The sequence below is a fragment of the Parabacteroides sp. CAG:2 genome, assembly GCF_000436315.1.
Taxonomy (GTDB): Bacteria; Bacteroidota; Bacteroidia; order Bacteroidales; family Tannerellaceae; genus Parabacteroides; species Parabacteroides distasonis.
Genome location: NZ_FR885284.1, coordinates 1 through 18,991 on the forward strand (window position 1 = coordinate 1; position 18,991 = coordinate 18,991).

Below are 18,991 nucleotides of genomic sequence, written 5' to 3' on the forward strand. Positions count from 1 at the left end.
AAACATACGATCCAAATTTATCGGGCATTATTTTGCAAGTTTTTTCGCATGAGGGGGATCGGGTACATTATAGTATAACACACACCAAATAATATAACACACACCAAAATTAATCTTACAAGAAGGAGAACACACAAAAATAACGACTGCTCAGGGAAACGATATAGTTGATATCCTTGCCATGCTAGTGGCAATACTTTGCCATATAGATGGCACGGCCTTGCCACACGGATGGCACAGCGTTGCCACCACAATGGCACAGCTGTGCCAAAGGAAAGAAAAATATTGGCACAACAAACAATTGATAAACAATTACATATCACTACAAACGTCTTCTCTGAGGATACTTATAAAAGACAGGAAGCTTAATACTTTACCTAGATATCGGAAACTCATCTATTTTTCATTAGACTAAACATCAAGTCATACAATATAGTCATTGAGTATCAATAACTAAAATCCGATAAACTTAAAGAAGAGTGTCCAATAAATAGACAGAGGTGTCCATTTATTGGACAGCTTCCAGACACACAACTAGCCATAACATACTGCAATGCACCAACTTACAACAAACGGCATACTTTTTGTATGAAAATCAACAACAATATTAAGAATCTTATATCAAACGTTATGAATTATCTACTAAACATCAAATCTTTCACAAAATTTTTGAGCAGAAATAAATTGTACACAATCATCGAGATACTTGGATTATCTATCTCCCTTATGTTCGTGATACTTATTGGTATCTACACAAAGCAAGAGCTATCCGTGGATAGTTTCCAAAAAGACGCAGACCGGATCTATGTACTTGGTAACGAATCTTTCATGATCTCGGCTTATGGTATAGGAGAACGTTTGATGACACAATTCCCAGAAGTGGAGAAAGTAATGACAGTCTCTTCCAACTTGCCGTGGGGTGGCATAGAAGCTTTACCCATTACGTGGCAAGACAAAAAAATAAACGCAAAAATACAATACACCTATGAAGATTTCTTTGACTTTTTCTCGTTCGATTTAGTTACGGGATCTAAAAGTCAAGTTCTGTCCGATAAAAACTATGCGGTTATCTCCGATTCCTTCGCTAAAAAATTTTTCGGAGACGCAAATCCTATCGGACAAACACTTCAAATCAGTCCATCTATCTCAATAATCGTAAACGGTATCATGAAAGATATGCATAATTCCGTAATTCCTTACTGCGATATATTAGCGAGAGTAGAGAAATTAACGGAAATGTACCCAGAAATGGATAAAGAGAACTATAGCAACTGCTACAATTCCCTCGTATTCCTTCGAACCCAAAAAGGCTCAGACCTACTATCAAAGACTAACGATATGGCATCTTTCTTCAAAGGATTCTATTGGCCTTATGAACGAGATCAAGTCAAAGATGTCGTAGTAGTTCCTTTGCGAAAAGCCTATTTTATAGAAAAGGCACAATATTCAATGCTGGAGAATGGTGATTGGGACTTTGTTATTATACTTATTTCTGTAGGAATTGTCATATTATTTTTCGCCATCATCAACTACGTGAACCTGACTGTCGCCCAAATCGGATCCAGAGCCAAGGAAGCCGCTATCCGCAGCCTGTTGGGTTCTACGAAAAAAGAACTTTTTACCCGATTAATCCTAGAATCTATCCTTTTAAGCCTAGTATCCTTCTTAATCGGTTTATTCTTGGCCACTTTAGCCATTCCATACGCAAATCAATTGTTAGAGGCTCATATTAATTTGCCCGGAGCGGTCACGCCGATAAATATCTTATTAGGTATATTACTCATTTTATTGCTGGGATGCGTCTCTGGTATCTTACCCGCTATCCATATCACACGGGCAAAAGCAGTGGATGTAATGAAAGGTAGTTTCCGTATGCAGACTAAAATGACGTTCAGCAAATTTTTCATCACCTTTCAAAATGCCATAACAATCGCGTTAATCGCGACCTCCCTAACGATGGTACTGCAAATTAATTACTTGATAAAAGCCCCTTTGGGATATAACACTCAAAATATTATCGATATCCCTATCGGGATGGAAGAATTAAAGCTTAAAGAGCTAAACAACACCCTCCTTGGGGAGCTCAAGCAATTGGCTTGTGTAAACAAGGTCGGATGCGCCCGAAGCACCCCTTTCAAAGTTGGAAATAACTATACGATGGAGATCAACGGAAATCTCGTGAGCCTGCAAGGCTTCGTCATGGACACGACCAGTCTTCATATCCTAGGTCTGAAAATATTAAAAGATAATCATTTAGCCACAGGAGAAGGTTGTTTCCTTACCGATGCGGCCTTCAAGGCGATGGGAATCGGCGAGGATGCGAAATCGTTCCCATTCTTCGGAAATCCCCGGATGATCGCCGGCAAAATACAAGATTTCCAACTCAACAATATCACGATGGCCAATCCTCCGATCTTCGTCCAACTAGATAAAACCGAGAATATCCCCACCGAGAACCTCTTGGTAGAGATACAAGGAAATACTTTCGAGGCATATAATAAAGTCAAACAGGTTTACGAAAATATCACTCAACTAGAATTCCCCGGTAAATTCATCGACCGTCAGATAGAGGAATCATTTGCCACACAGCAAAGAATATTGAAAATCATAAGCCTTTTCGCCTTTGTGGCTATTGTCATCTCACTTTTAGGGCTATTGGCGATTTCTACTTATTTCATCCAACAAAAAGCCAGGGAAATCGCTATCCGGAAAATATTCGGATCGAACGGGACGCTAATACTTTATAAATTGATATGTACATTCATCCGCTACGTAGTTATAGCGTTTATAATCACGACCCCAGTTATGGTATATACCATGCGACAATGGCTCTCGAACTATTCCTATAGAATATCATTAAGTCCGTTCATTTTCATATCAGCCGGATTATTTTGCTTGATTATCTCTTTCTTGACCGTATTCTGGCAAAGTTACCGGGCAGCAAATCAAAATCCGATTGAAAATGTAAAGACAGAATAAGAATCTGCCGTTTTTTTTCATATATTTGAGGTCTCATCTAAATATAAACAAATAATGAAGCACTTGAGTTCCTCTATTTTATTGGGGCTTGGGTTGTTTTCCTTCTTCTCCTGTAAAGAAGCGACAGCGCCCGCCCCTATCCTGCCCGTTCCCACGCCGGCACAAGTTGAATGGCATAAGATGGAAACATACGCCTTTGTCCATTTCGGATTAAATACGTTCAATGATCTGGAATGGGGTTACGGAAATACTCCCGCCTCCACATTCAATCCAACGGATCTGGATTGCGATCAATGGGCGCAAACAATCAAAGCCGCCGGATTGAAAGGCGTAATCTTAACCACCAAGCATCACGACGGTTTCTGTCTATGGCCTACCGCCACAACCGAATATAGCGTAAAGAATTCTCCTTGGAAAGATGGCAAAGGGGATATGGTAAAAGAACTATCCGACGCTTGTAAGAAACACGGGCTGAAATTCGGTGTCTATCTCTCCCCTTGGGACAGAAACAGTGAGAATTACGGACAACCGGGATATGTAGAGAAATTCCATGCCCAATTACATGAATTAGTCTCCAACTATGGCCCGTTGTTCGAATACTGGTTTGATGGGGCAAACGGTGGCAATGGCTGGTATGGCGGCACGAATGAAACCCGTGCTATAGACGCCAAGACCTATTATCAATATGAGCGGGCACGAGACACGATCAAGGCGCACCACCCGGACATCATGGTTTTCGGAGGGACAGTACCCGATATCCGCTGGATCGGTAACGAGGAAGGTTGGGCCGGTGATACCCAATGGAGCATCTTCGCCCCGGAACCCTCCATGCCTACTTTCCAACAGAGTGTATGGGGAGATGAGAACGGACCGATGTGGCTAGGTGGAGAATGCGATGTATCTATCCGTCCGGGATGGTTCTATCACTCTCGGGAAGATCACCAAGTCAAATCTCTGGCAAAATTAGTCGATCTTTATTACCGAAGCGTCGGGCATAACGCCAATTTCCTATTGAACTTCCCCGTAGCGTTGAACGGAAAAATAAGTCCGGTAGACTCCGCCCGTGCCGTACAATGGTATCAAACCATCCAAAATGACTTTAAGGAGAATCTGTTGAAAGGATGTTACGTACAAGCGAGCAATAAAAGAGGACGTAATTTTAGTCCCAATAAGGCAGTAGATGGGGATTGGGATACCTATTGGGCTACGGACGATGGAGTAACCAGTGGTTCATTGACTTTCACGTTAACCCATCCTACCGATGTAAACCGCTTGGTAATACAAGAATATATCCCATTAGGACAACGAGTACGCTCGTTCAATATCGAACTCGAGCAAGGGGGTAAATGGATTCCGGCACAGACTGTGGATTCTACGACAACTGTCGGCTATAAACGAATTGTCCGTTTCCAGACCGAGAAAGCGGAGAAGATACGCATCAACTTCACGGACGCCCGCGGGCCGCTTTGTATCAATAACGTGGAGGCATACCTTGCCCCCGCCTTGGTGACCGAGCCAACGATTGCCCGTAATATCAATGACGAGGTAACCATACAGGCCGGGGATAAAGGCTCCGAGGTTCATTATACCACCGACGGTTCAGATCCGACCAAGGACTCACCGCTTTATCAGGCGCCATTCGCTTTCGCTCAAAAAGGAACTGTCAAGGCGATTGCCTATGATCCGACTTTCGATACAGTCAGTCCGGTTTCCGCGCAAACGTTCGATATTCCTGCTTGTGATTACACGATCGTATCACCGAAAGATGAGAAAACCAGCCTGATCCTAGACGGAAACGGCTACACAACCTACTATTTGCCACAAGGGAAACAAGAGTTAGTCGTACAATTAGCGAAAGAAATGCCTATATCCGGATTCCGCTACACCCCGAACCAAGGACGTGACGCAAGCGGTCATATCTCCAACTATCAATTATATATTAATGGAAAGAAGGTGGCCGAAGGCGAATTCTCCAATATCAAGGCTAACCCGATCGAGCAAGTCGTACATTTCCCGATAACGAAAGGTAACCAAATCCGTTTGGTCGCAACCCGTATCGTAGATAATAAAAAGCAAGCGGGTATCGGTGAATTCTCGGTAATTACGGAAAAATAAAGAATATCTAATAAAAGCAGAAGGGACCGCCTCGAAAGTTTAATTTCCAGAGGCGGCCCCTTTTAATTATTTATCAATCTTTTATTTATCCTTGAAGGTACCGGTTCATTTGCTTATACACGGCACGTATATTTAATGGTTTAGATATATGAGCGTTCATACCAGCCTCCCTACTTTTCTGCACATCCTCAGCGAAGGCGTTGGCTGTCATAGCGAAGATAGGAACCTTTTGAGCATCAGAACGCCCTAATGCACGAATACATCGGGTAGCCTCATAGCCATCCATATGAGGCATCTGCACATCCATCAATATCAAATCATAATATCCTTCGGCAGACTCCTTAAACATCTCTACGGCCTGTACCCCGTCCTCAGCACTCTCCACCGACGCACCGGTAACTCCGATCAATTCCTCCGCTATCTCCCGGTTAAGCTCATTGTCCTCAACCAATAAGATCCGTTTACCTTTGAAGTCATAATCAACAGCATAACAATCCTTCGCAAGGTCATTCCTCCCATTAATATCGGAAAAACGAGTGGGCTTACCCGATTCCTTTATTTTGCCGAAAGGCAGATCAACGGTGAATGTACTGCCACTCCCCTGCACGCTCGTCACATGTATGCCACCACCCATCAACCCTGTGAAACGCTTAACGATAGAAAGCCCTAATCCTGTACCTCCATATTTATAAGTAACATCCACATTTTCCTGTTCGAACGATTCGAAGATTTTATCATAATTCTCCTCGGCTATACCACATCCCGTATCGATTACCTCGAAACGAAGGTAAACATTCTCTTGATCCTCACCTGTTTTAGATACCCGAAGTTTAATCATTCCCTTGGCCGGCGTAAATTTCAGCGCATTCGATAACAGGTTGGAGAGAACTTGATTCAAGCGCAAGGAGTCTCCTATAATCTGTACTTCCAGATCACTAGCCAATATCGTCTCATAGCTGATCCCTTTACTCTTGGCCTGCTCGCCATACAGATTTTCAAGGTCCTGCAAGAATGCCCGGAAATTAAAGCTCTCATGTCGAAGTTCCACTTTTCCGCTTTCTATCTTCGACATATCCAGCACGTCGTTAATGAGAGCGAGAAGATGCTTGGAAGACATGATTACTTTCTCTAGGCAATCCTTTATCTTATCGGTATTATCTATGTTTTGCATGGCGATAGTACTCATACCTACAATTCCGTTCATCGGCGTACGGATCTCATGACTCATCCGGGAAAGAAACTCGCTCTTCGCCAAGTTAGCCGCCTCAGCCCGTTTCAGGTTGCCCTGTATCACGGTCGCTTTCATCCGGGCCCCTATAGCCAGCAGTAATGCCGTAAATAGCACCGACAGGACAAACATCACGATAAACATAAATTGTAAGGGATTCGCATATATAAAGTCCGTAAGAGAGAATTCATTCACGCCGATAGATTCCAGATTCCGATTGCGTATAACAGTCCTCTCGGACTCAGAAAGATTATTGATCGCCTTGTTGAGTACGGTTAATAAATCCGGGTCAACTGGGGTAGGTAACGCTAAACTTATCGCACTCTGATCATTGACCAATGTCACAGGAGCAAGATTGGTGAAATGATAACGCGAAATATCCTGTTCCATTTTAGAGGACAATCCATAGATAAAATCAGCCTCTCCGCTATTGACAGCGGCTAATGCCTCCTTAATGCCCGGATAGGACCGAATCTTCTCCGCAGATATGCCACTTGGAAATCGCTGACTTTCCACCAAAGCACCAACCAAACCCGGAGCGGGATAACTACAGGCTTTATTGCGTACTATGATATTGTTCGCACTCACATAAGAGGCTGAAAGCGCAAGCCCTAGCTGGGCCGCATCGTTCTCATCTCCCAAGAAAAAGCCTAAGATATCAGCTTTCCCTCGTTGTACCAGATGGACCGCATCACTATAATTCTTCGCATACACATACGAAAAATCCAAACCGGTAAAGTCCTTGATCTTATCCAATATATCCACCATGATACCGACATGGTTCTTCTGGGAGGTTTCTTTACAATAAAAGGGATACCAATTCTCCGGAACGGCTACCGTGATCGTTTTCCTTTTCTTGACATATTCCAAGTCCCGGTCACTAAATTGGACATTTACAAGTCGGGCAGGAAAGTTAGCGGCATAACGCTCTGCCGCAAAATTTGGATTAGCATCCAATATCCGTTCCAAAGCCATATTCAAACCATCCAATACTTCCTTATTACCCGGATTGGTTACGATATAATAGGGTTGAGAATTATAGGTAACGATTACCCGTAAAGAATCGTGATTGTGAATAATGCCACTCAACAGCAAGTCTATCTCTCCATTCATTAAATAAAAATATAATTCCCCGTCGTTCTTCTGTATATCTTTCAAGCTGTAATATCGTAATTTACAGTCTAATCCATTGATAGCCAAAAACTCCTTGAGGCGGCGAATATTTTCTTTAGCATTCTCATATACACCTATGGTTTTCCCGTTCATACTCTCCAAATCATAACTATGGATAGTACGATCATCAGAACGAGCAAGCAACAAGGAACAGCTATATCCCATATTATAATCCGGATAAGCATAATATTTCTCTAAACCGGGTATATAATAGTTTCCACCCATCAATTCATACTGACCTGCGATAAATTCATTTAACATGGCTTGCCCGTTCGTATCAATATACTCGTATTCCCAACCGGTATATTTGGCAATCTCATTGAGATAGTCTACGAGCATACCATGACGACTACCGTCCTCCGCCGTCCAACTCATGCCTACCACCTGCGGAAAGGCAACCCGGAGCACACGTTTTTCACTTGTCCGTGCTAACGCAGACAAATGAAACGCCAGCATTATAAATACTAACAAACTTATAGTTATACCATGACCCACATATCTCAGAAGTAAGTTCATTATAATGTATATCTTTTATTATCGGCTTTCCCGATGATAACAACCCCTAGACCTCTCCGCAAAACAACGGTTTATTTAGGATAATGCCTATTCATTCTGGTGAACAAAGCTTTTGCGTACCCCAAAACAGAGTACGCAAATATACTACATTTTATATCACAGCGGATTATAAAATAATTGATTTTTAAGAGAAGATACTATAAAAACAGAAGGGACCGCCTCGAAGGTAAAACACCTCGAAGCAGTCCCTTTCCTAAATCCCAACAAACTTTTATCCCATCGAACTATTGATTACCTGTGTGGTTTTCTCAAAACTCTTCTTTAAGACCTCCTTTACATCCATGGTTTCCCAATATCCCTTATTAAAAAGCTCTACGGATAACCCACCCCGGAAACCGGAATCGTATAGCAAAGGAAGTACCTTATTAAACGGGCAAATACCATCTCCCGGAAACACCCGATCCGAATCTCTCAACTCCGTACGAGGAGGCAATTCCGGATAATCGTTGATATGAAAAACCGGAAGGATCTTACCATTTATCAAGCGTAAACTATCAAAACTATTTCCTCCTCTGTACAAATGGTAGAAATCCAATAAGACAGAAGCCCGCGAATGCCCGGAGGCGATCGCTATCGCCATGGTATCCGATAATTGATTCAGAACCCCGGCTCCCCATAGTTCCAATATCGGAGTGACACCCATCTCATCCCCTAAATCCAGTATCGCCCGATAGCGTTCGGAATACTCCGGCAACCGTGTACGATCCAGTTGAGTAACTCCTTGAGCAGGAGCGGCGATAAATTTACCGCCCAATCCCGCTACCATCTCCATATCATGCCGCATTTGGTTTAGCCCTTCCTTCCGTTTCGAAGGATCATCGGCAAACCACGAGGCAAAACCGATCATATTCTCCAATAAAAGTCCGGAACCTTCCAGCTGACGCCTGAGTGTCTCATAAGTTCCCCCTTGCTTTACGAACGCATCCACATCACGGGTCCATAACTCAATTCCCTCAAAACCAGCCTCGGCACATAAGTCAATCTGTTTTTGAACAGGAAGTTTATAACCCGCTATCGTAGAGACATTGAGACAGACACGGAAAGGACGTTTCGAAGAGGATGCTTCGGGTGATGGCTCCTCTTTTTTCTTCGGAGCGCAAGAAGCCAAGCCTGCGAACGTACTGCCCAAAACCGCCAGACCGGTAGTCCGAAGCATATTACGTCTTGAAATCTTTTTCTCAAGCATAACACTCTCGTTTTAAATTAAACCTCCAAAGATTTACGGGCCTCCCGGTCCGGATCATTCCGAGCCTCACACGTATTATTCAAGATCATCACCTCTCCATTTTCTTCCGTGTATTTCGGCCAAACGGGTAACTCTCCTCCGTTCGGATCTCCTGTCCGCATGAAATTCAACAAAGCGCCAGACATCTTATCTGACAACGCACGAGGTACCTTACCTCCACCCGTATGAGTAAACATCCGATCCGTATTTTTAAACCAGAAACAGATATCCGAGCAATGGAACGCACGCATACGGTTATTAAACAAGGGCGGACACCAGCCAAACCAAGCTACATACACAGGCTGGCCTTGCTTTAATTTTGCGTTAGCCGCCTCAACCACTCGTTGACGGGAAGACAAAATCATCGCCCAAAGCTCCATCGGAGTCTTATCCGGGAAATTCTTGGCGAAAGCCTTCACGATCGATTCCGCTTTATCACCATATTGACTTCTCAGTTTCTCGATCACACCGTCTTGAGTGATTTTTTCCAAGGCCGCATCCGCCCTGTTCGGGTTCCATTCATGGAAAGTCGTACAGAATATCATCGGGACGACAGGAGACTCCAAATGGCTCTCACCGGAGTAGAATACACCGGCCGGAATATTCCGGTCATCAGCAACAGGGCCAAAAGTCCGTCTCATGCTAATCCCTTGATCTTCCCAGCACTTTTTACAAGCCCTATCCGCTATATCCAAATATTCCCGCCAAGGTATTCTTTGCAATTTATCCAGTTGGGAAGCAGTCAGCCCCGCTTCTCTCAAAATATATTCTCCCACCTTCCGGGTCATCACCTGATCGGAAGCTCCTACCGTAGATCCACTTAAAGCCACGGCTCTATGGATCAAACCTTTTGCCGCCGGCATAGCGGCTACTGTACAGACCTTAGAACCTCCTCCGGATTGTCCCATAACCGTTACGTTCCCGGGATCTCCACCGAAATTGGCGATATTATCATGAACCCATCGCAAGGCGGCAATAATATCTAACATCCCCACGTTTCCGGAATCCTTATACGCTTCTCCACCAACACCAGATAAGTCAGAGAAGCCAATCGGCCCCAACCGATGATTAATGGAACAGAATACGATATCTCCTTCCCGGCTTATATTCTCTCCATGATATCCATCCTGCTCGATCCCACTACCATTTGTAAAACCACCGCCATGCAGCCACACCAATACGGGACGTTTCTTACCATCCGCAATGCCCGGTGTCCATACATTTAAATATAAGCAATCCTCACTCACATCCCAGTAGTTCCAATGATCGGCAAAAGTTCCGTAATTATTGGGCCACCGGTTCTCCATACGTTGCGGCGCCGTATTCCCATAAAAAACCGCCGGTCTCACATCTGTCCACGGCTCTGGCTTTTGGGGAGGCATAAAGCGATTTTTTCCCGACGTATCAGCCCCATAAGGAACTCCCAAGAACGTATATACATGATTCAGCAGATATCCCTGCACCTTCCCATACTCTGTCTGGGCGATGGCGATATCGTCACCGATAAATAAAAACTGTCCATCCTCTCCTTCCTTGACGTTTTGTTTAAGGGAGGAATCCCCGGACGGGGCACATGAGGAAGCCGTTACCAAGCTTCCCATGCTTAAAGAGGCTGTGCCCAGTCCTAGGTTTTTCACGAATTGTCGTCTATCCATATGCATAAAAACACAACTATTAATATCCCGGATTCTGTTTCCAAGATTGGTTTTTCGTAATCTGATCGTATGGTATCGGGAATAAATCACGCGAATTATTATTCAAGGCTTCCTTAAATGTCCAGCTACCTTTAGCGAACTTATCCCAACGAACCAAGTCTTGACGACGCCAACCTTCCCACGCAAATTCACGGCCACGTTCATTGATCAACTCATCCAACGTTAATGTTTCCGGAGTATACACGGGCTGATTTGCCCTTTCACGTATTAACTGGAATGCAGGTTCCGCACATAAAGCTGATAAAGTAGCGGCATTACCACCTCTCAAAATAGCTTCAGCCTTCATATAATAGATATCGGCTAAACGATATAAAACAAAATCATTGTTCATATTACCAGTCATACCCAACTCATATTCATACTTCTGAATACGAGCGCCTTCCCAACGATAAGCGGCATTAATAGAAGATACCTCAATAGTCAATTCCAATTGTTTTCCCGGATTATCACCATCCTCAACAGGCTCTCCCGTGACCTTATCATAAATCAAACCGTAAATAAAAGTCGCCTTTTTCCGAGTATCGTCATCTTTATATAAAGCAAGGAAGTCCGGAGTAGCGCAACCTCCATTCCAACCGCCCACATTTATACCCCACATCTGGCGAGACTTGGGATGTCCGGAGAATTTATGGAAATGAAACTCGTAGTCTCCATTTGAATTGATACCATTTTGCATCGGTACCACGAAAATATTTTCTTTACAAGACTCATTCGCCACTTTAAATGGAGCGGAGAAATCAGATACGACCTCATAATATCCAGAGTTAATCACTTTATCGCAATACTCTATCACTTTATTCATATCGTCCTTATCGTAAGAAGAGGCCCCTTTGAACACCTTTGCGTTCAAATATAGTTTTGCCAACATCGTATAAGCCATCGATTTCGTACATCTTCCATAATTCTCGGCAGACGGAGCGTCATCCAAATATTCCATATTATCTAAGATACAATCTACGACTTTCTGATAAAGCTCAGGACGGCTTGTCTGAGGAGAAGCCGTGATTTCACTCTCATATGTATCGATATAAGGAACATTCCCAAATAAATCCAGTAAGATAGAATAATAGAAACATCTCAAGATGACAGTCTCCGCACGATATTTATTATAGATATCGACATCCATCTCCTCTTTATATGTATCCAAGTCGTAAACCACACGGTTACATGTCGTTATTCCAGAAAATACGGAAATCCACACATTATTCAATGCATCCAGATTGTATTGCCATTGATGACGATGGAAATCCTGCCATACCCCTCCGTCATACCAGTCATTACCCGGCGCACGAGTCGGAACAACACATTCATCCGAGGAAACAGTCTGCAACCCCCATACTCCCCAGTGATTCTGATAAGCCTGCAATTCCGCATAGGCAGCACCTACCGCTTGCGGAATCAAAGAAGGATCCGCATAAAAGTCATTTGATACCATTTGTCCCGTCGTATCTTCATCCATATCCGTACAAGAAGGAGCGATAACCAAGAAACAAATCATTGATACTATATATATTAAACTATATTTTTTCATAACCTTCGATATTTAGAGTATCCATTAAAACGTAACATTCAAACCAAGAATAAAAGAACGGCTAGCCGGATAATAACGAGTCCTCTCAATACCCATATTATCTAATCCTACCATATCAACCTCCGGGTCGATGCCCTTATAGCCAGTGATCGTAAACAAGTTCTGACCAGTCAAGTACAAACGTAAGTTTTGCATGAAACCTAATTTCTTCACCGGTACATTATAACCCAATGTGATATTGTCCAACTTCACAAAAGAACCATCCTCCAAATAATAACTAGAGGCTTGAGCCGCATCTTGCAACGGGATATCCATTACCGAAGCCAACATATTCTTCTCCTTTCCAGCCACATTCCGATTCTCCAATGCCATACGGCTTACATTATATACATCATTGCCTACGACAGCACGGAATGTAAACGATAAATCGAAGTCACGATATTTAAACTCGTTAGTCCATCCTGCTATAAAATCAGGTTGCGCATTACCTACGATCTCACGATCCTCATTATATGTAAAGTCACCACTACCATCAACATCCTTGAATTTCCATTTACCATCTTCCGTAAATCCCTCGAATACCGGCAAATAAAAATCACCGACCTTGCCACCCGGGACCAAACGAATCAATGGAGTCGAGTTCATACCTCCTAAATCACCATCCGACAAATAACCGGTCTCAATCCAGTCTGTTTGGAAAGTCTCATTACTTAATTTGTCCAATTTATTCGTATTGAATGAGAAGTTAATAGAACTAGTCCACGAGAAGTTTTTACTCTGCACTGGGGTTCCGGAAACAGAGAATTCCAGACCTTTACTTGTAGCATCACCCACATTCGCCAACATAGAAGAATATTGGTAAGGAGGAGTCGGGACCTTATATTTATACAACAAATCTGAAACCTTACGGGTATATAAATCAACGGTCACGTTCAAGCGGTTATTCAACGCTGCAAAATCAACACCTAGATTCCATTCGCCTTTCCGCTCCCATTTCAAATCCGGATTCTGGTTCTGTGTCGGCCCATAAGCATTGATCCATTGTTTAGAAGAATGATCATAAAAACGGCCTACCACTCCCATCATTGGCAAAGACAAATAATTATCTGAAGGCATATTTCCTGTCACGCCATATCCCAAGCGCAATTTCAAATCGTTAATCCAGCTAGCGCTTTCCATAAAAGCCTCATTACCGATAGACCAACCGACACTTACCGCAGGGAAAGTTCCCCATTTATAATCCGCACCTAAACGAGTAGAACCCTCACGTCGTACAGACGCTGATAACAAGTAACGATTTCCCCAGTTATAATTTACACGGCCGAAGAACGAAACCAAATTATCTTGAGAAACCGAACCATCCATCATGCTTTGGCTAGGGTTATTAATCAAGTTACTACCCGCACCCAAATTATAGTAAGAATATACATCCGAATCAAAATTCGAGTTGTTCATGCTAAATGACTCCCGATAGTTATGCTCATAGGTATACCCACCTAATACCACCAAATGATGTTCTCCAAAAGATTTTACATAGTCGATCGTCGTCTCCAGTGTTTTATTAAAACGAGTATTAAAACTCCGAGACGCTGACCCGAAACTAGAAGTGTTAAATACCTCTCGTGAGGTATAAGTACCTTTATTTATATCAGAGTATTTCAATGAGCCAAAAACTTGCGCACGAAGTCCTTCCAAAATATTCCAAGTTACACGAGCAGACCCTTGGAAAAGTCCGCCTTTTGTACGACGGTCACGCTGCATAATATAAGCCACCGGATTTGAATATCCTTGAATATCCAGCGCATAATACCCTCCGGCATCTATCGTTCCCGTCTCGTCGTATACGGGTGCCGTAGGATTATAATAATACGCATGCTTAAAAGCGGAATAATCATCATAGCTGGAATTCTCACCTTCCCGGTCAAAACGACGATAAGTAGCGTCGTATGCTATTTGAATCTTTTTATCGAATAAATTCTGATTAGCGGAAAAACGAGCGATCATCTCATTGAACCCAGACTTAAGAGCGATACCTTGGTTATTTCGATAAGATACAGAAGCCCGGTAATTAAAATCGGTCGTACCTCCTGTCAATGCCAAGTTATGCGAATGAGAGAACGGAGTTCGGGTAATCTCATCCATCCAATTCGTATCATATCCCCGGTCGTTTCCCCCATTTGCCAAAAACTGGTCACGATCCATGACTTCCAATTGATTGGCTATGGAAGAGATAGACATATATCCATTGTAGGTAACGCTCATCTTCCCGGCAGAACCTCGTTTTGTCGTAACCAAGATAACGCCATTCGTTCCACGGGTTCCATATATCGCCGCCGCTGAACCATCCTTCAATACATCGATACTTTCAATATCATCTTGTGGGATAGCGGATAAATCCCCTTGAGGAATACCATCAATGACGATCAACGGAGAAGTATTACCGGTTAAGGATGAAGTTCCGCGTAATTGGAACTTATACTCTCCATTCGGGTCGCCGGCATTTGGTTTGGATATATTCAAACCTGCCACTTTACCTTGCAACATTCCCATTGGGTCAGACTGTACGCCCTTGATCAAGTCTCCCTCTTTCAAGCCTGCTACAGAGCCGGTCAATTCTTTCTTTTTCTGAGAGCCATATCCCACGGCTACCACTTCTTGAAGTCCGATACTTTCTTCCTCCAAGCTCACATTTATCGTGTTCTTTCCATTTACCGGAATCTCTGCGGTCTTATATCCAATATAAGAAACGATCAATACGGCATTTGATGATACATTCGAGATCTGATACATACCGCTTATATCAGAAATCGTACCGTTAGTCGTTCCTTTCACCGCTACATTGGCGCCAATGATCGGTTCGCCTGTCATAGATTCCTTTACAACTCCTTTTACTGTAATCGTTTGCGCCATCATGGGAAAGAATAACGCCAAACTAACGATCAAAAACAGGACCTTTCGAAGCCATACTTTCTTTTTTTGATTTTCCATAACTCATTCATTTAAAGTTGACATTGTTTTTACAAAAAACGACCGGAGATCTCAATGTGCTGTAATTCAATTCGTATGGTAATGGTTATATATAATAGAGTATTAAAATCCACCGGTCGTTGTTTTTAAGCATTCAATCGCATTAAACTTTCGGGAATTGCCACGGGCTTCTATAGCTCCGCTTCAAATACGCGTCCGCTTTCGGATTATCCACAAACTTACGAGCTTGCGGATCATACACAACACGAGTTCCCGTCAAATATGAGATATTGGCCATATGCGCCAGGATCGTCGCGAAAGCCCCTTTCTCGATCGGGCTGTTCGTCTCAATCGATTTATTCAATATACACTTACACCAATTCGTCGCATGCGCCTCAACACCGCCATCCTCGAACTTCCCGACAAGCTGGGAACGGTCAGTTAACAACTCACCCTCCCGGTTCTTCTCTGGAATCAATTCATAGCCTTCTCGATTACATACCAAGGTGGCTTTACTTCCTACCCAAGCTACTCCTTGATTCCGATTATACAGGTGAGCAACCTGTTGTGCCCACTCTATATGGAAATTCTTATATTGGAAAATCGTTGTCTGGCAGCTGGGAGTCTCATTGAAAGAGGTAGGATCTTTATAAGCCGTAGAGAATACCGCCTCCGGATATTCACGGTCACACAATCCTAACGCTTTCAATCCATCGAACGCAGAGTCTATCCAATGCACTCCCCAGTCGGTTTGCTGGCCGCCTCCATAATCCCAAAAGCCGCGCCATCCACGGAAACGATAATTATTAAATGGGCGCTCGGGAGCCGGACCCAACCACATATTGTAATCCAATGTAGAAGGAACCGGAGAATCCGCAACTGCCGGACGTGGATCCGTCGATTGGCAAAGCCATATCTGAACTTTATAAACATCCCCCAACACACCGGATTTCAATATCTCATTAGCCGCCAAGAAATAGCGTTGGCTGGTCTGCCATAAGCCTGTTGTCACCACCCCTTTATATTTCTTTTGGAAATCCATCATCGAATGGCATTCCGGAATCGAATTAGCAACCGGCTTTTCCACATAGATCGCCTTGCCCGCTTTTAATGCCTCTGCGAAGATGTAGGCATGCCAATGGTCCGGTGTTGCGATAATGACCCCGTCGATATCCTTATTTGCCAAGACTTCCCGGAAGTCACTATATGCCTTGATCGAGGTCGTTTGATTCGGAAAGTCTTTTTTGAAACGTGCGATCTGCTCATCAAGTCTCACTTTGTTCACGTCGCACATGCCCACACAATGTACCCACGGATTATCAGTCAAAGCCCCTTGCAAATCACGGCATCCCATGCCGACACCTATTACTGCGATATTCACCCGCCCTTTTATAGTCTCTTCCTTATGAGAGACGGTAGGAGCTGCCGATGCCAAAAGAGGTGAAATACCTAAGCCGGCGGCCAACATCGTCGAGTTCTTTAAAAAATTCCTACGTGTAGTCATAAATCATTTTTTTAAGGTTATACAATCTATAAATTTCGAATCCATATATTACGGAAAGCCACTTCCACTCCATGATCCTGTAAGCTTAATGGCAGACGGCCATGCGCTACATATTTAGGTAAACCGGTATATGGGGTCGTTCCTTTCAGTATATAATTATTCTGTACCACGACTCCGTTCAATACCACAGTGATCATAGCGGGAGATTCCAATTCGTCGTTTGTCCCGAAACGGGGAGCTTTCCAATAAATATCATAAACCTGCCACTCATTTGTCTTCGTGAAAGCATTTACCAACGGTGCGCTTTGCTTATAAATACTGCCGACCCAGCCATTCACATACGTAGGATTATCCTCACAATCCAAAACCTGCACCTCATAACGGCTTTGTAACATAATGCCACTATTTCCTTTCATCTGTAATGTATTATCCTTTCCCGGTGTAGGGGTCTTGAACTCGATATGTAACTGGCAATCTCCAAAATAATCTTTTGTCCGGATCGATCCGGTCCCGGAAGCCACAATCATCGCCCCATCCTTTACGGTCCATTTAGCGGGACCTCCATCTTTTCCCGCAGATTCCCACATAGAAAGATCTTTTCCATCAAACAGGATGATCGCATCGGAAGGAGCACCAGTTCCGACACCCGGCTTTACCTTAGGAGGAACCGGATAATACCATTCAGTACTCTCAGGTTTCCATCTTTCCGGTGGTCTTTGTTGTTGATTACTTTGTTGGGCACTCATAAAAAACGCTCCACATAAAAGACTGATAAGAACAATCATTTTTTTCATGCTACATAGTATTAAATTAATGTTTCTGTTTTCGCTCTATGAACAAGCAGTAGCAAATGTATCACGGATATGAAGAATCCTCTTTTTCTATTTTATCAAAATCGTTTCCGATTGTCGCATAATACAAGTTCCAGCCTGTCCCCCCCGGTCATTGAGAAAATCGTATCAAGAATGAGACAATTTTACATGGCGAAGTAAGCCATACCCTTCCGTCATATTCCGTCTTCTCTCCCGGATTTCTTCCAAGGTTTGTAAATTCCCGATAGAAGGCATCTCATTTCGTCTAGCGTTATCCAAGAATTTCCACGCATACTCGGAAGCGATAGCGGAATCACGCATCAGTGGTAGGCGGGAATGAAAAACTCCGGTCCGTACGGAATCTGCGAACAAATCACATAGCGTACTTATATTTTTCCCTCCATAGGGCTTCTCGATCCGGTGTGTTTCATTAACACCTCTCAACTCCACGACCGCAGTCTTAAAATCATGACTCATCCGGGCGATTCCTTTCGTTCCTATTACATCTATGTAAGAGTTATGCGTTTGGTCTTTCGATAATTGTCCATACACATGCCCTTGTGTTATATCAAATACCACCCCGTTCTCAAATGTCCCGTGACATTGCAACCACCAAGGTTCGGGATAATCCCACATCCGGATCGCCTGCGCATGCCATGTCTTATACTCGCATCCGGCATACCACCGGGAAATGTCCACATAATGCATTCCGCAATCATGAAAAGACGGACCTTCATATTCATGACCTTCACCCGGAGCCAACCCCGGAGTCATATGGCAAATGCGAATGATCGCCAAATCTCCGATCTCTCCTCTCCGGATAAATTCTTTAATCGTATTATGGTACCAAGAATTACGCAAATACAAATTAACGGTCGAGAACAAACTTGAGTTTTCCACGCATTTCACGACTTCCCATTCATGCTCGATCGTATCTGCGACCGGTTTCTCTGAGATGACATGTTTGCCAAATGCCATTGCCTTCTTAATTTGCCTCAACCGGGAATCCGCCAATGTAAATAAACCGACCACTTGTACTTCCGGGTCCTCGAATACAACTTGCTCATCCGCTACGATTCGGGATGTCGGCGACTTCCTCCTTGCCAAATCTCGTGCCTCTGGGTCCGTATCGCAGATGTAAAGTACCTCCCATTGATCGCTCTTCC

10 protein-coding genes are annotated in these 18,991 nt (G+C 43.5%); 2 read left to right on the forward strand and 8 right to left on the reverse strand.

The window, feature by feature from the left end:
* The first annotated feature begins 630 nt into the window (after nt 1–630).
* Nucleotides 631–2,979: an ABC transporter permease gene (locus tag QVP94_RS07250; protein WP_262893702.1), complete on the forward strand. Its 2,349-nt coding sequence runs from the start codon at nt 631–633 to the stop codon at nt 2,977–2,979.
* Between the two features lie 54 nt (nt 2,980–3,033).
* Entirely contained in the window at nt 3,034–5,094 is a 2,061-nt protein-coding gene (locus QVP94_RS07255) for an alpha-L-fucosidase (RefSeq protein WP_005864201.1), read from the forward strand.
* Between the two features lie 85 nt (nt 5,095–5,179).
* On the opposite strand, the gene QVP94_RS07260 is transcribed toward QVP94_RS07255, so the two are convergent.
* The 8 genes from QVP94_RS07260 to QVP94_RS07295 form a co-directional block, all read right to left on the reverse strand.
* The gene (locus tag QVP94_RS07260) at nt 5,180–8,011 is read right to left on the reverse strand and encodes an ATP-binding protein (RefSeq protein ID WP_022192270.1); all 2,832 of its coding nucleotides are present in this window, start codon (nt 8,009–8,011) and stop codon (nt 5,180–5,182) included.
* A 271-nt stretch (nt 8,012–8,282) separates the two neighbouring features.
* A complete protein-coding gene (locus QVP94_RS07265; RefSeq protein WP_008781089.1) occupies nt 8,283–9,257 on the reverse strand; it encodes a sugar phosphate isomerase/epimerase family protein in 975 nt (324 codons plus the stop codon).
* Nucleotides 9,258–9,274: 17 nt separating this feature from the next.
* Entirely contained in the window at nt 9,275–10,957 is a 1,683-nt protein-coding gene (locus QVP94_RS07270) for a carboxylesterase/lipase family protein (RefSeq protein WP_022192271.1), read from the reverse strand.
* Between the two features lie 13 nt (nt 10,958–10,970).
* Nucleotides 10,971–12,542 carry a RagB/SusD family nutrient uptake outer membrane protein gene (locus QVP94_RS07275; protein ID WP_005860849.1) on the reverse strand — a complete coding sequence of 524 codons (1,572 nt, stop codon included), beginning with the start codon at nt 12,540–12,542 and terminating at the stop codon, nt 10,971–10,973.
* Between the two features lie 24 nt (nt 12,543–12,566).
* The gene (locus tag QVP94_RS07280) at nt 12,567–15,530 is read right to left on the reverse strand and encodes a SusC/RagA family TonB-linked outer membrane protein (protein WP_022192272.1); all 2,964 of its coding nucleotides are present in this window, start codon (nt 15,528–15,530) and stop codon (nt 12,567–12,569) included.
* 142 nt (nt 15,531–15,672) lie between these two features.
* Nucleotides 15,673–17,013: a Gfo/Idh/MocA family oxidoreductase gene (locus QVP94_RS07285; RefSeq protein ID WP_022192273.1), complete on the reverse strand. Its 1,341-nt coding sequence runs from the start codon at nt 17,011–17,013 to the stop codon at nt 15,673–15,675.
* A gap of 26 nt (nt 17,014–17,039) precedes the next feature.
* Nucleotides 17,040–17,807 carry a 3-keto-disaccharide hydrolase gene (locus tag QVP94_RS07290; RefSeq protein ID WP_022192274.1) on the reverse strand — a complete coding sequence of 256 codons (768 nt, stop codon included), beginning with the start codon at nt 17,805–17,807 and terminating at the stop codon, nt 17,040–17,042.
* A 165-nt stretch (nt 17,808–17,972) separates the two neighbouring features.
* Nucleotides 17,973–18,991 (reverse strand): disaccharide 3-dehydrogenase (locus QVP94_RS07295; RefSeq protein ID WP_288213202.1); only part of this gene is annotated, 1,019 nt, incomplete at its 5' end.

What these genes read in the sequence shown, in the direction of transcription:
- QVP94_RS07250 (WP_262893702.1), top strand. Translation starts at nt 631, where the DNA reads ATGAATTATCTACTAAACATCAAATCTTTCACAAAATTTTTGAGCAGA.
- QVP94_RS07255 (WP_005864201.1), top strand. Translation starts at nt 3,034, where the DNA reads ATGAAGCACTTGAGTTCCTCTATTTTATTGGGGCTTGGGTTGTTTTCC.
- QVP94_RS07260 (WP_022192270.1), bottom strand. Translation starts at nt 8,011, where the DNA reads ATGAACTTACTTCTGAGATATGTGGGTCATGGTATAACTATAAGTTTG.
- QVP94_RS07265 (WP_008781089.1), bottom strand. Translation starts at nt 9,257, where the DNA reads ATGCTTGAGAAAAAGATTTCAAGACGTAATATGCTTCGGACTACCGGT.
- QVP94_RS07270 (WP_022192271.1), bottom strand. Translation starts at nt 10,957, where the DNA reads ATGCATATGGATAGACGACAATTCGTGAAAAACCTAGGACTGGGCACA.
- QVP94_RS07275 (WP_005860849.1), bottom strand. Translation starts at nt 12,542, where the DNA reads ATGAAAAAATATAGTTTAATATATATAGTATCAATGATTTGTTTCTTG.
- QVP94_RS07280 (WP_022192272.1), bottom strand. Translation starts at nt 15,530, where the DNA reads ATGGAAAATCAAAAAAAGAAAGTATGGCTTCGAAAGGTCCTGTTTTTG.
- QVP94_RS07285 (WP_022192273.1), bottom strand. Translation starts at nt 17,013, where the DNA reads ATGACTACACGTAGGAATTTTTTAAAGAACTCGACGATGTTGGCCGCC.
- QVP94_RS07290 (WP_022192274.1), bottom strand. Translation starts at nt 17,807, where the DNA reads ATGAAAAAAATGATTGTTCTTATCAGTCTTTTATGTGGAGCGTTTTTT.